This is a genomic window from Sphingobacteruim zhuxiongii (genome assembly GCF_009557615.1).
Classification (GTDB): Bacteria; Bacteroidota; Bacteroidia; order Sphingobacteriales; family Sphingobacteriaceae; genus Sphingobacterium; species Sphingobacterium zhuxiongii.
Map to the genome: position 1 here is coordinate 4,005,368 of NZ_CP045652.1, position 13,306 is coordinate 4,018,673.

Below are 13,306 nucleotides of genomic sequence, written 5' to 3' on the forward strand. Positions count from 1 at the left end.
AAATCCTATGAAAAATCCCATTAACTATTTATTAATCCTCTTCCTTTCAATATTTGCTTCGTGCAGCAAATCTGACGATAATAGTCTTCCTGATGATAACCATGGTGGACCATTAAGCAACTCTTATTGGCCTTTAGCTGTTGGCAACACGTGGAACCTTGCCAATATTGATAATTCTCAAGAGAAGTCGACCTATTTTCTTCATAAATCGATACAACATGAAGGTAAAACTTACTATCAATTTAAACCCGTTGGAACCGACCTTGAAGTGGAAATAACAGATGGTATACGAGAAGATAATGGTATATTTTACGAATTACATGGAGCCACATCCGCAATGGGTGTCAATACCTCTCCCGGTGTTATCACTTCGATTAACTTGAATCTAGCAGTAGGTGCTATCTGGAAGGAGGAGGTTACACTGAATATTACTGGTCTCGCTTCTGGAACAATCAAGCATACGAATGAAGGTAAAATTCTAGCCAAATCAGCATCTGAATCGATAAATGGCAAGACTTATAAAGATGTTATAAAAGCAGAAACCAAAAAAACAGTTCGTAATAGTATATCGGGCTATACTTTAACGATTATTTACGAAACTTGGTTATCTAAAGGTGTAGGAATTATCTACGAAAAGAGCACCTATGACGCCAATGAAGTTGAGCGTTTCGGATTGGTGAGCTACACGCTGAAATAAAATTGTAGTTGTATAAGGTTATTTATTAAAAGGTCTGTTTTATTTACTCATGGAGCAGACCTTTTTATGTGTAATTAAGCATTTACACCTTGTCGCTACTTAATTATCCTAGCTTAACTTCTCATGAGATTTTTGATTTTCGAAACGACAAGCCTTAATGGGCGAGCCAAAAACCAAACAAGCGCGAGCACTTTAGCCCCGAAATTCTGGCTCGTTATCTTGCTATCCTTTTCTTGAACGGAGGTTAACGTCGCGACTAAGTCATTGCGCCCTACTTTTTCAATTTGAACAAGATTTCCATCACCGATTAGGTACATGAAGTCTTTATTTTTGAATAGGATACGATGTAAGATCCAATTTCCTCTCCAGCGTGCAAGAACGACATCTCCCAATCTCGTATCTTCAAATTTCACCGGACTTACCCTAATCTGAGAACCATCTTGAATAAAAGGTTCCATACTTCGCCCTTTCAAGCGAAATTGAACAGACTTCCCCTCCCGGATAATGTCTTCCAATCCCTCAAAAAAACTTCTATTATCTAGCGTTAAAGACGGTTCCAATGGTTTATTTTTTATTCCGTTTATATTTTCTGTTCACCTTAAGCCTACTTCAGCCCTAGCTTAAGCTTACCTTAGCCCTTCAAAAGCAAAAATAAAGGCCTCAGCTAGGTTTCATGACTGCATTGATTCTGACGTTAATTAGAACAACCTAGCTTTTAAATACTGATCTTCCTTTTGGGTCATTAAAGTTTTATCTTCTTTCTTTTTGTCGTAATATCCACATAGGTGTAGAACGCCATGGATAATTACTCGATGTAATTCGTCACGATCCGCAACACCAAATTTTGCAGCATTTTCGCGGATTCGCTCGATCGAGATGAAAATATCTCCGGCAATTACAGTTTCGTCTTCCGAAGAATCAAAAGTGACAATATCTGTATAGGTATCGTGGTCTAAGTATTGTTTGTTGATACTTAACAAATATTCATCTGAGCAAAAAATAAAATTCAATTCTGCTACACGCGTAAATCCTTCACTTTTGATCGTCTGCGCTATCCACTCCCTAACTTTTTGTTTTTCCTTTAGTGAGAATGCAATATCTTCTGTAAAAAAATGTATATCCTTTAGCGCCATTTTAAAATGCTTTACTTTCCATATATGTTTGTAGAATTAGCGTGGCTGATATGGTATCAACCAAACTCTTATCTTGACGTTTATTTTTTTTCAATCCTGATTTCGCGATCGCCTGAGATGCGATTTTTGATGTAAATCGTTCGTCTACCTCAACGACTGGTATGCTTGGGTAGGTTTTCTTTAACTTACGCATAAAGCCAACAACATGCTGCGCAGACTGCGATGGGCTGCCATCTAGCCGCATAGGTTTACCTACGACAAATGTCTCCACCTGCTCTTGCTGTAAATAATTTTGGAGGAAGTTCCAGATTTCTTCAGGATGCACCGTTTCCAGTGCTGTGGCAATAATTTGCAAGGAATCCGATACGGCAATGCCGATACGTTTTGTTCCGTAATCGAAAGCCATCAATCTCATGGGCATTGTTTTCAACAAAAGTACAATTAAAGTTTGTAAGTATTCTTATTCAATGTTTCTTAAAAATCTATACATTTGATAGAGATTAATTTCAACGCATGCGTAATTTTATTTATATACTATTTCTACTACTTCCTATTACTGCCTCCTCACAAGACTATGCACAAGATATTGCAAGCTATCGAAAACAGAAAGATGAGGCTTATTTGAAGAATGAGTATGGTCCTTTAAAAGCGGATCAACTATCTTTATTATCCTATTACCCTGCCAATAAGCAATTTATTACACAAGCGAAGGTAGAGTTGTTGGCCGATGAACCGAGCTTTAGAATGCCAACTTATGATGGTACTTCAAATGAATATAAGCGTTATGCCCTTCTACATTTTAGCTTGTTCGGTCGTAACTACACGCTTACAGCTTATCAAAGTATAGCTTTGTTTCAAACATTGACCTATAAGGATCATTTATTTGTACCCTTCATGGACGAAAGTAATGGAAATAGCACCTATGAGGGTGGTCGCTATCTAGACCTTAGCATCAACCAAATAAAAAACAATAGTATTGAAATAGATTTTAACAAGGCGTACAACCCCTACTGTGCATATAGTAATGGATATCGTTGTCCGCAGCCACCAAAAGATAATATATTACCCGTTTTAATTGAAGCCGGGGAGAAAAAGTATAAAGGACCTAAAAACGAAAGAAAAGTGAATATATCCGCTGCAAAAAACTTTAGCGATACCGAGCAAAAACTAATCAATGCTGCAGATGAAGAAACATTAATGCATGTGTACTTAATCAGCGATGAGAAGGAACTAGCGGTATTACGCAAGCCTTCCGAAGACCTGAAATTTGACGACCCTTTGATTGACAAGTTAGCCTCAAGAATGTTCAAAACGGTACAAGATCCGCAACATAAAGGTGTTGGTATAGCTGGTCCGCAAGTGGGAATTAACAAAAATGTGATTTGGGTACAACGTTTTGATAAAACAAACGAACCGTTTGAATTTTATATTAATCCGAAAATCATTTGGCGTTCGAAATTGATTCGAGTTGGCGCGGAAGGATGCTTATCTATTCCTGATCGGAAAGAAGATGTGAAGCGTAGTTATGCTATTCGTTTACAATATGTAGATCGAAAAGGAAATATCATCGAGGAAAACATTGAGGGCTTCACCGCTGTAATTTTCCAACATGAGGTGGATCATTTATATGGCATCCTTTATCCAGACCGCCTAGAGGAGCAAGAAAACAAAGAAGTTGTCCCATTAAATGAACGCATCAATTTTCAAATCGAAAAAGGAACGATCATCCCTTAGTGTGACTGGGAAATCAGAATTCGGACCGATTCCTTAAATGACTAGAAAAGTATTGATCGGTTTTTTCCACTTTTCTTTAGTAGAATAGTTAATCGTTCAGGTACAAGGATTAACAGATAAACAGAAATCCCATCTTCAGGAACAAATAATAATAAAGAAGCCCGACATCAATAGATATCGGGCTTCTTTATTATTAAAAACGACTAAAAGCTAGCGGTCACATCAAATTCACCCATGACGACGTAGTTTTTTGGTCCTCTAATCTGTTTTATCATAAAGTAGCGATATGCTCTTGACCCACTTAAAGGATAAACTTGTTCAGCATTGCTCAAACGATTAAAAGAATAATTTCCTAAGTCGACGAAATTGACATTATCATCGCTCCCTAAAAATTGTACTTCGTCAGGCCCTTCTTCATTGGTTGGCGTTTGTCTCCATAAGCTAACCGAACTTATTGTTCGTTGCACTCCAAAATCGACTGTGAAAAAATGTGGATAAACATGTGGCGATAGGGTTCCCCATCGTGTCGCTGGATTTCCGTCGATCATTTTAGCTGGAGTATCCGTGTTATAATAACTTGAATATCCGACAATTTTCCATTCTAGCTTATTCAATTTTTTCACATCGAATGTTTCATCAGAACTCACAATAGCTTTATATGCAGTTTCAGGCATATAATGTGTTCTCATCTTATAGGAAGTCCCTAATTTGAAATCATCCAATTGTATGGAATTAACGTCCGCATTAATCGTTACAGTCTTGATTTGGTTTGCCGTGGTGCTATACTCGATTTCAGATTTTACAATATCGCTTGTCGCATTTAAGGGATCAAACGATAATGAAACTGTATTATCGATATTGACCTTAGTAGATGCCCTCCTGTTCAGTAGCGAAGCTTTGTAACGCTCTCCATGCACCGCTCCTGAAACCTCAACAGGCACGGAAACATGGCCTGCCTCATCGAAAGTTTTGATAATAAATGTATAGTAGTTCTCTTCCAAATTTTTGATCGTGTGCGCGATCAGAGTTTGATCCGCTGGCATCGACACATCGACAGAATCTGTATAATAATTCCAATAAATCCTCGCTTTGACAACTTTTGGATCCGAACCTCTGTTCCATGTCAATTGCGCTTCATTTAACCCAGATTTGACCTCTGCTGACAGAACCTTACCCGGATAGATGATCCCACTAGGAACCACATATTCTTTATAAGTACTGTCCATTTTTTTGCAGGATGCCACAGCCAATAGTCCAAAGCAGCCCAATAATATCTGATTAATAATCTTCATAATTTTGTAGTGTTATGGCCTTAAAACTCTCCCCAAAATGACAACTCCGAAATCGTTACTTGATTTGCTCCAAGCAACCATGTTTCGGTTGTTTTAAACCTTACGTACCGAAATGCTGGCGGTGTATCTTGCATTTCAAAATCCTCTCCGTTCGTATATCCATAGGCAATATCTTCTGCAGTTAGGGTACCAACAGCTGTACCCGACGGTTTAAAGGACTTAAAGGTTCCAATTAGCTGCCAGCCATCCCAACTTCCATCTCTTGCAGGTTGATTGCTTCCCCAAAGTTCAAAGGCTTTTACACACGAATAATTATAGGTGAAATTTTGAACCCGTTGATGGGCCTTCATCCGGCTTAAGACCACAGGGATTTTTAAGTCAACGGTAAACCATTGTGGCATTGACGTGTTGTTTCTCGAAGCATAAATCGCCCCACTTGCCACACCATCCCACATATTACTTAAGGCATAAGTTCCAGAAAGCGCGGGTTGATCTGTTGGCAACTCATAGCTTGCGAAAGGTTTAGGAACAAATTTCTCGAACAATGGTGTGAGGTCTTTTACAACAGCTAATGATTTATTTCCCCAACGATCCCGGAGGTAAACCGAGAACTTCATCTCTTTGCTGGATAATCCTCTTACGGTAAATGCTCCTGAATCTACGGCGGTATAGAATGTTTGCAGCGGTCGCAATACACCTTTGCCAGACGTATCCGCGTCAATAACGATGGCTAGGTTAGCTTTCAATTTATTTTTTATCCTTACGCGGACTCCCCCAAAAGCAGTTTCAATACTGAGGTCATCGTAAGCCAAGGTGACTGGTGGATTTAGAGGCTTCACTTTAACCAGTACAGGTTCAGAAACCTTTTCATTTCGCCCAACACTGAATACTTTTACTTCCTTTTCTTCCGTATTGCCAAATCCTTCCAGTCGTAAGGTGTCCGAATAAATGGAGGATTTGCTCTCTTTTAATACGCCCGGCGTAATTTCATACACTGCTTTGACGTAGGCTAAATTCACATCCTTGCCCAATTTATATTTCAAAACAGCACCTCCCGGTGTATTTTCAACTACTACATTAGTCACCTGTGCTGGTGCCCCTCCATTAGTGTCAATAAAGTCTATTCGAGGTTCCTCTTCGCAGCTCTGAATAGATAGGTAGAGCATACCGAGTATTATTAATCTAACAATATTTTTCATAACACGATTATTAGTGTGTACCATTACCAACCTAGGTTTTGCACCAGGTTTTTATTACTTAACAAATTGGCATCTCTGATTGGAAAGAAGTAATCTTTCATGGAGAATTTTTGGGAGTAGATCAGTTGCTTCCTGTAATATTCCGTTACCGTTTGTCCAAAGACATTCCAGCCTTCTATAGGTTTAGCAAGCTCATCCGAAGCCGTCTTCCAGCGTTTCAGATCCCAGAAACGAACACCTTCAAATGCGGTCTCGATTAACGTTTCGCGACGAATAATGTCACGCATACCAGACTGGGTTGTGTATTTTTTATTTGTAGCAAAATTATCCCAAGCCTCTCTAATTGATGGTAAACCTGCCCGTTCACGAACAATATTTACATTTTGGTGAACTTCCTCGGTAGGACCTACCTGCTCATTTAATGCTTCCGCATACATCAAATAAAGATGTGGTAAACGAATTAACGGCCATGGATAATTGACGGTCGAATAACCTCCGTTATTTGCCTGCGTACTTTGGTAGTGCACAAATTTCTTCACATAATACCCTGTAATGGACCCGAAGCTTCCTTTTTTACCGTTTTTTTGCCCTAGCTTTCCTTCCAGAAAGTAGATTCCCGAAGGAACTTCATCGTTATAGTAACCGTGTCCATACCATACCCCTCCATCAAATCCAAGAGATGCATAGAAACGAGGTTCTCTATCAAAATTGCTTTCTGCAGTTTCATAGTTCAAGCGAATAAGACGCTGATCGGCAAGCCCTCCAACTTTCGTTACCGCACTTGGCGCCCATGTTTTATCCTCATTTAATGGGACCCCATTTTTCGTGTAAAACATATCGACTATTTTCAGTGGGACAGCCAATTCGTAGGTCACATTGGGATTATCTAGGTAGGTTGTCAAATTTGGCGTTGCCCACAGTTGTAAATTACTCGCTATACTTTGCGTGTTTGCCCATACGATCTCTGAATTCCATCGCTCTGTAAAAGCATTTCTCAATTTCATTTGCAATTTCATCTGATCCGATATATTGCTAGTTGCCGCCCCTGGAATAAATTCATACAATTTAATTCCCGCTTCATGGCACTGATCAATAGCTTCTTTGCAAGCGTCTGCTGCGAGTTTCCATTTTTGTGGGTCGTAGGTTTGATTGAACAACTGCAAACCATCGTTGTTCTTTAGCGCCGCCTGATCTTTGTTCCCATTGAAAAGAGGACTTGCCGCCGTTAATAAGACCTTTGCTTTAAGGGAGTATACAATTGGTTTTGTAATGCGTCCCATCATGCGAATCGGGTCCGTTATTGTTGGCTGCAAATCGTCCTTTACTTCATCTAACAATTCAGTAATATATTGAAAGCAGCTATCGACTGGGGCTCTAGAAATCTGCACATCGGCAACATTTATGTCTACTGGCAAGTTCACTTTGACCAATGGAATTGGACCATACATACGAACCAAATAGAAATGGTAGTAAGCCTTCAAAAATTTGACTTCTGCAACCCACTCCTTTTTTTCCTCTTCGGTCATATCTTTCACCTGGACAATGTTCTCAAGGAATATATTGCAATCACGCAATCCTTTGTATAGATTAACCCACAATGCCTCCCCTGCAGGATTAACAGTTGTTTGACGACCGTTGGCAATGTTAAACATGGTATGGCTAAATCGATAACTCCCAGACAGATCATTCGTCCATATTTCATCGCCGGCTAACATTGCAGGATCTGTAGCCATTCCACCGTCAGTTGGCATGTAGGAATAACAGGTATATAAATACTTTTCGGCCTCCGATCGCATAGCAAATGCATGATCTAATGTGGGAATATTATCAGGTATAATATCCAGATAACGCTTACAGGAACCGAGTGTTATGGTTATAAAGACAATAATGACTGTTAGCCACTTTTTGCAAAAATTATGAAATTTCATTTTCAATCTAATTAAAAGGTTAAATTAAGACCAACATTAAAGACTCTTTGCAAAGGATATCCTAAACCATTTCCAGCCATTTCGACATCCCAAATTTTGAAATTGCTAAACATCAAGAGGTTCGATCCATTGACGTAAAGACGGAAGTTGGAAGCTTTTATGCGGTTAGTAAATTTTTCAGGGAATGTATAACCCAACTCGACTTGTTTCAATCGCAGAAAATTACCGTTGCGCATGTACCAAGTACTGGTTTGGCTATTGTTTCCATTCAATGTATTGCTTAATCTTGGCAATGTGGCGTAGATATCTCTATTGTCCTCAGACCAATAACTATCGGCATAGGCCTGTAAAAGTTGATTCATAAAGATTCTTCCTGAGCTAGATTCGGTTGTATTGTAGTGATAAGCAACGAAAGGTGAAGTTGCTGCTGGATCAATCCAGAACGACTCGTTTGCGGATCCCTGGAAAAAGGCCGATACATCGACTTTTTTGTAGCTTAAAGAGAATCCAAAGCCATAAATAATTTCCGGAACGTTCGGATTTCCTATTGGGACTTTATCCGCTTCATTAATTTTCCCATCTCTATTTACGTCGGTATACTTGATGTCGCCCCCGCCATAATTACCGAACTCTTGTCTCGGTGCATTTGCAGCCTCTTCATCATCGACAAATAAGCGTTCTGCAATATATCCGTAGGTTTGATTCAAAGATGTTCCTACTCGGGATCGCCAAGCCTCAGGATATAAGGGCTCTTCGTAAACCTCATACTTACTCGTAGCGTAGGTAAAATTCGCGCGTACTGATGCCCATAAATCCTTTGTCCATGCTTGTTGATAGTCTAAGGACATGTCTATTCCACGTCCACTAGCCTCTCCAACATTTGATTTTGTAGCACTAGATAAGCCCATGGTATTCGGGATACTTGCTCTATTCATCAAAATATTGTCTCTTCTTTCCGTGAAATATTCGACGATTAAATTAGCCTTATTAAACATGCTTAACTCCATTGCCACATTCTGCTTGGTAGCACGCTCCCACGTGATATTCGGATTGGCGTATCTCGTCACAAGCACACCATTTTTCACTTCAGAAAGATCTTGTCCGAATCGTGCAGAACGCGATGCATCGTTCATAGATACATTGGACAAATAGAAGAAACGATCGCTTATATCACCAATTTGATCGTTCCCCACTAATCCATAAGTATATCTGAATCTTAGTTTGCTAATGATATCTTGATACGGTTCGAAGAATTTCTCATTGGAAACACTCCATGCTAAACCTGCCGATGGAAAGAATCCAAATCTATTTCTAACATCAAAGCGTTCCGAACCGTTATATCCAAAGTTGAACTCAGCGAAATAACGTCTATCATAAGCATAAGTTGCACGCCCGGATAAACCCATATTCCTTGATGGTAATGATTGAAGTAAATCACCCGCATTCGCATTTAAGCTTTCTCTAGCTGTCGCAACGAGTAGTCCGCCTATGTTATGTTTTTCACCGAAGGTGCGGTTATAATTCAGCGCCGATTCGAAATAAAACATAGAATTTAATGTCTTCGGGCCTTCATTAAACCCTAAGTATTCCGTTCCATTTTGGTTCATGCGATCAATTTTATAGCTGTTTGCTATAAAATCGTATGAACCAACTTGATAATAAAATGGATTATATGCTCGTGAATAATAAAAATTCGAAAGGCGAGTTAAGTTTAACAAACCGCGAACAGAAAGCCCTTCAGTAATTGAACTCAGGTCTTGTTTTAATTCTAGTTGAGCAAGCATCTGTGATCGACTTTGATCTTTATAACCTCTCACCAAGTCTGCGTACGGGTTAACATATCGATTATTCAAGTCATAATTACCAAACATAATATGCTCGACATATTGATGATCTTCATCTACTGGATAATAGGCCGGAAATAATACTGGATTAGAACGCATTACCTTGCGATACAAATCTTCGCCACCCTCAATTGGTCCTTTATAATCATCGAAATTTCCGCTCAATCGAACAATCAATTCTGTACTCTTAGTCAAATTGATATTGACATTCGCACGCAACGAATAGCTCTTTAAATCGATGTTACTATTGAAGTTATTGCGCTTGTCGACATTAAGCATTCCGTTATCTTGGGTAAATGCTCCAGCAACATAGTATCGCGCGACTCCACCCCCGCCGCTGACATTCAAGTTATATCGTTGATTGTTTGTAAAGTCTTTAAACAGCATCTTTCGCCAATCATTTGCGGGATATACTAATGGATTTACGTTGTTTCTAGTGTTCTCAATCTTTTCCTCCAAATATGGTAATGCCGCGAGCGGATTTCGAGTCAATGTAGCCTCGTTAGCCATTTCCATATAGGTTATTGGATCTGCGAGTTTAACGTTGCTCGTAGGGGCAGAAATCGAATTCTCTGCACGCAATGATATCTTCGCTCGCCCCTCCTTACCTTGTTTCGTAATGACCAAAATAACGCCATTTGCGCCACGTGCACCATACAAGGCCGTTGCTGTAGCGTCTTTCATTACTGAAAATGACTCAATATCATCGGGTTGCAATCTCGCTAGATCGGTCGTCGTAAGTTCAATACCATCAATTAATATGAGTGGCCTCGTATTATTCCCAAAGGTCGTAATACCCCGAACAAAGAAATCAGCATTATCAGCTCCCGGTTCACCGCTTCTTTGATACGCGATTACACCGGCAACCCGACCTGCCAATGCTTGTGTCAAGTTACTTGAGGGAATCTTCAAATCTTTTGGACTAACGGTGGTAATTGACCCGATGACACTCTCTTTCTTTTGTGTTCCAAAGGCTACGACAGCGACTTCTTCTAAGGCGTTTTGAGCATCTTCAATTAATTTGATTTGTAGCACCGTTTCTTTCCCAACAGGAACTTCTTTCGTCACATAGCCGACAGAAGATAAAATGAGTACTTCGGTGTCTTCGTTAATTTGAATCTCAAACTTCCCATCCTTATCGGTCACGGCTCCGCGTGTAGAGCCTTTCACACGAATACTAACACCAGCAACTGTTTTTCCGGACTCGTCAAAAACAGATCCAGTAACAATGCGTTGTATCGATTTATTGGCAAACCTGTTCAGGTCAATTTTAGTGTTCAATACGACCCGCCTTTGACCATCTTCCGCGTAACTGGAGGCAGCACTATACATCAATATGTATGCGAGCAGCATAAGTTTATTTTTCATAATTTAGGACTTAGTTAATTGTCGCGAATCGCCAAGTCAGAACAACTCTGCACGCGATCTCACGGTCGGTAATATTTAATTCTTTTAAAATATAATAACTATTAAGAAATCAATACAGCATAAGGATCTCCCCCGAGCAACAGTCGGTCAAAAAGCACAATAATTGCGCATTCCTAATTTTATTTTTCCTAGGGTTTTATTATATTATCTTTTTGGTTAATTTGGTGTATAGTAGGTATTTTAATTTATTTCATAAATTCCTTTCTTTAGATTTAGTAAAAAATAATCGGTCTATTAATCGAAAATGTTAACATGAATGAGATCGTCGACATTCGATTTTCTTATACTAATTTAAGATCATTTAACATCGAAAAAAAGAACAATTTTTGTTAAAAATAATATTTAGAAATTATATCATTACGCTGAATTAATACACCACTAAACTACTAATCAACGTTTTAACACAACATATTTATGTTAAATTGCATATTTCAGTTATATAACGTGTTTAAATCAGGAGTTTTCTTCGTTTAAATGACTGTAGGCGTTCAAAATATTAACTTTTAACTTACTCTTATTTGTCATTAGACGAAATTCGGAAGATTAAAGCGCAGTCCGTATTCTTATAGTAACCTATAAAAACCACCGTCTGAACCCTCCATACATTTGTGATTTACCTTAAAAAGAATTTTGAACATTTATCTAACAGGTCTTAGTTCAATAATATTTGAGAAGTATGGGATACGAGTAAGTTTATAAAAATCAAAACTGTCGATATTTCTTATTGAATTGGATATTTTATTCCGTAAATTGGTATATAAATAATCCAGACGAATCTGGGATATTTACAATCCTAGTTCCTAAACCCAAACTCATGAACCGCATACTGCTTAAGTTATTATTCGTCTTACTGTTGCTATCGAATAGCTTCCAAATTACAGCCCAAGATCTTCCCTATTTAGTTGCCCATCGAGGCGCTTGGTTTGATTATGATATCCCCGAAAACACCGTGGCCGCTGTTGAAATGGCGAAACGCTATGGCTATCAATCTATTGAATGCGACGTTCAGTACACATCAGATGGTGTGATGGTCATCATGCACGATAAGACTATTAACCGCACCATGCGAAACGCAATTGACTATTCAGAGATCTCCACTCCGATTGAGGTGTCTAAAATTACCTACAAAGAACTGCGTGAAAAATACGTTATACAATCGAGTAAGGAATCCTTGCGTCTACCTATTCCAACCTTGGAAGAGCTTCTGCTTGCTTGTAAAAAACAAAAAATCGTGCCTATGCTACATAGTGCGGTCTTTGAATCCTATGAAATGGCACAAAAGATTATGGGAGACAACTGGATCTGCTTTAATTCAGACACTCAACTAGCGCAGGCTGCACGAAAGATTTCTGATTGTTTGATTTTGGTTGACCTCGGCAGAGATACAACTGGGACAATTGAAAGACTACAAAGTATTGGTGGCCGTTGCGGTGTTTCCACTATGCGGAAAGAATTGTTAACAGCAAGCTTTTGTAAAAAACTCAGAGCCCATGGCTATGAGATTCAATCATCCATCTTCAAAAGCCCATTCGAATCACAGGCGGTAAGTAATGGAATTTCTATTCTACTAACAGACTTCAGTTTGACAGGAACAAAGCTGAAAGCGAGAAAAAAATGGTCTACAAACGACTTTGGAAAATCGAAAGGTCGATTTCTCTTAGCCTCCGGTGAAGAACTGATAAAAGAAGGATCTGAGGCCGAATACGGTGGGCTACTATTACGTATCAAGTTAAAGGGATCGTTGGAAGTAGAAATCAACAATGAACGTATTTATCCAATTATTCGAGACAAAGAAAATGTGGTTTTTGTGAGTGTACGCTATCAAAAAAGCAAGCCCAAAGTTAGAATCGTAGCAAAGGAAGATACCGATATTATTGAGCTAGAAACAGAGATCTACGAACTATAAGCATTAGTTTAATTTCAAATTCGTTTATATAGAATTGAATTCATTATTCAAATGCCATTAATTTTTTAATCAGTAGAATTGGCAAATTACACTGTCGATTCATTATATTAGCTTTACATTACCATTCTGAATATTAGCCAGTTAA

Annotated in this window: 10 protein-coding genes; 3 read left to right on the forward strand and 7 right to left on the reverse strand. The window is 38.9% G+C overall.

Translation table 11 applies throughout. The features are described from left to right. Positions 1 to 7: 7 nt before the first annotated feature. The gene (locus tag GFH32_RS16875) at positions 8 to 697 is read left to right on the forward strand and encodes a hypothetical protein (protein ID WP_153512711.1); all 690 of its coding nucleotides are present in this window, start codon (positions 8 to 10) and stop codon (positions 695 to 697) included. A gap of 113 nt (positions 698 to 810) precedes the next feature. On the opposite strand, the gene GFH32_RS16880 is transcribed toward GFH32_RS16875, so the two are convergent. From GFH32_RS16880 to ruvX, 3 genes are all read right to left on the reverse strand, one after another. Then, a complete protein-coding gene (locus GFH32_RS16880) occupies positions 811 to 1,257 on the reverse strand; it encodes a S24/S26 family peptidase (protein WP_153512712.1) in 447 nt (148 codons plus the stop codon). A 138-nt stretch (positions 1,258 to 1,395) separates the two neighbouring features. Further along, positions 1,396 to 1,830 carry an rRNA maturation RNase YbeY gene (gene ybeY, locus GFH32_RS16885; RefSeq protein ID WP_153512713.1) on the reverse strand — a complete coding sequence of 145 codons (435 nt, stop codon included), beginning with the start codon at positions 1,828 to 1,830 and terminating at the stop codon, positions 1,396 to 1,398. A 1-nt stretch (position 1,831) separates the two neighbouring features. Continuing rightward, positions 1,832 to 2,245 carry a Holliday junction resolvase RuvX gene (gene ruvX, locus GFH32_RS16890; protein ID WP_153513120.1) on the reverse strand — a complete coding sequence of 138 codons (414 nt, stop codon included), beginning with the start codon at positions 2,243 to 2,245 and terminating at the stop codon, positions 1,832 to 1,834. A 98-nt stretch (positions 2,246 to 2,343) separates the two neighbouring features. On the opposite strand from ruvX, the gene def reads away from it, so the two are divergent. Further along, positions 2,344 to 3,564, forward strand: coding sequence for a peptide deformylase (def, locus tag GFH32_RS16895; protein ID WP_153512714.1), 1,221 nt, complete (start codon positions 2,344 to 2,346; stop codon positions 3,562 to 3,564). A 203-nt stretch (positions 3,565 to 3,767) separates the two neighbouring features. Here the strand turns inward: def and GFH32_RS16900 are convergent, their stop codons facing one another. From GFH32_RS16900 to GFH32_RS16915, 4 genes are read right to left on the reverse strand one after another with little or no spacing between them, the layout of a single operon-like run. Further along, positions 3,768 to 4,856, reverse strand: coding sequence for a DUF4998 domain-containing protein (locus GFH32_RS16900; RefSeq protein ID WP_153512715.1), 1,089 nt, complete (start codon positions 4,854 to 4,856; stop codon positions 3,768 to 3,770). Positions 4,857 to 4,876: 20 nt separating this feature from the next. Continuing rightward, positions 4,877 to 6,055, reverse strand: coding sequence for a DUF5000 domain-containing lipoprotein (locus tag GFH32_RS16905; RefSeq protein ID WP_153512716.1), 1,179 nt, complete (start codon positions 6,053 to 6,055; stop codon positions 4,877 to 4,879). Positions 6,056 to 6,078: 23 nt separating this feature from the next. Beyond that, complete coding sequence (locus GFH32_RS16910) at positions 6,079 to 7,983, reverse strand: RagB/SusD family nutrient uptake outer membrane protein (protein WP_153512717.1); 1,905 nt, start codon at positions 7,981 to 7,983, stop codon at positions 6,079 to 6,081. An 11-nt stretch (positions 7,984 to 7,994) separates the two neighbouring features. Then, positions 7,995 to 11,195 (reverse strand): SusC/RagA family TonB-linked outer membrane protein, encoded by a 3,201-nt coding sequence (locus GFH32_RS16915; RefSeq protein WP_153512718.1) that lies wholly within the window; start codon positions 11,193 to 11,195, stop codon positions 7,995 to 7,997. Between the two features lie 874 nt (positions 11,196 to 12,069). On the opposite strand from GFH32_RS16915, the gene GFH32_RS16920 reads away from it, so the two are divergent. After that, positions 12,070 to 13,161, forward strand: coding sequence for a glycerophosphodiester phosphodiesterase (locus GFH32_RS16920; protein WP_153512719.1), 1,092 nt, complete (start codon positions 12,070 to 12,072; stop codon positions 13,159 to 13,161). Positions 13,162 to 13,306: the final 145 nt, after the last annotated feature.

Coding starts and splice junctions, on each gene's coding strand:
- GFH32_RS16875 (WP_153512711.1), top strand. CDS start 8: ATGAAAAATCCCATTAACTATTTATTAATCCTCTTCCTTTCAATATTT.
- ruvX (WP_153513120.1), bottom strand. CDS start 2,245: ATGAGATTGATGGCTTTCGATTACGGAACAAAACGTATCGGCATTGCC.
- GFH32_RS16900 (WP_153512715.1), bottom strand. CDS start 4,856: ATGAAGATTATTAATCAGATATTATTGGGCTGCTTTGGACTATTGGCT.
- GFH32_RS16910 (WP_153512717.1), bottom strand. CDS start 7,983: ATGAAATTTCATAATTTTTGCAAAAAGTGGCTAACAGTCATTATTGTC.
- ybeY (WP_153512713.1), bottom strand. CDS start 1,830: ATGGCGCTAAAGGATATACATTTTTTTACAGAAGATATTGCATTCTCA.
- GFH32_RS16915 (WP_153512718.1), bottom strand. CDS start 11,195: ATGAAAAATAAACTTATGCTGCTCGCATACATATTGATGTATAGTGCT.
- GFH32_RS16905 (WP_153512716.1), bottom strand. CDS start 6,055: ATGAAAAATATTGTTAGATTAATAATACTCGGTATGCTCTACCTATCT.
- GFH32_RS16920 (WP_153512719.1), top strand. CDS start 12,070: ATGAACCGCATACTGCTTAAGTTATTATTCGTCTTACTGTTGCTATCG.
- def (WP_153512714.1), top strand. CDS start 2,344: ATGCGTAATTTTATTTATATACTATTTCTACTACTTCCTATTACTGCC.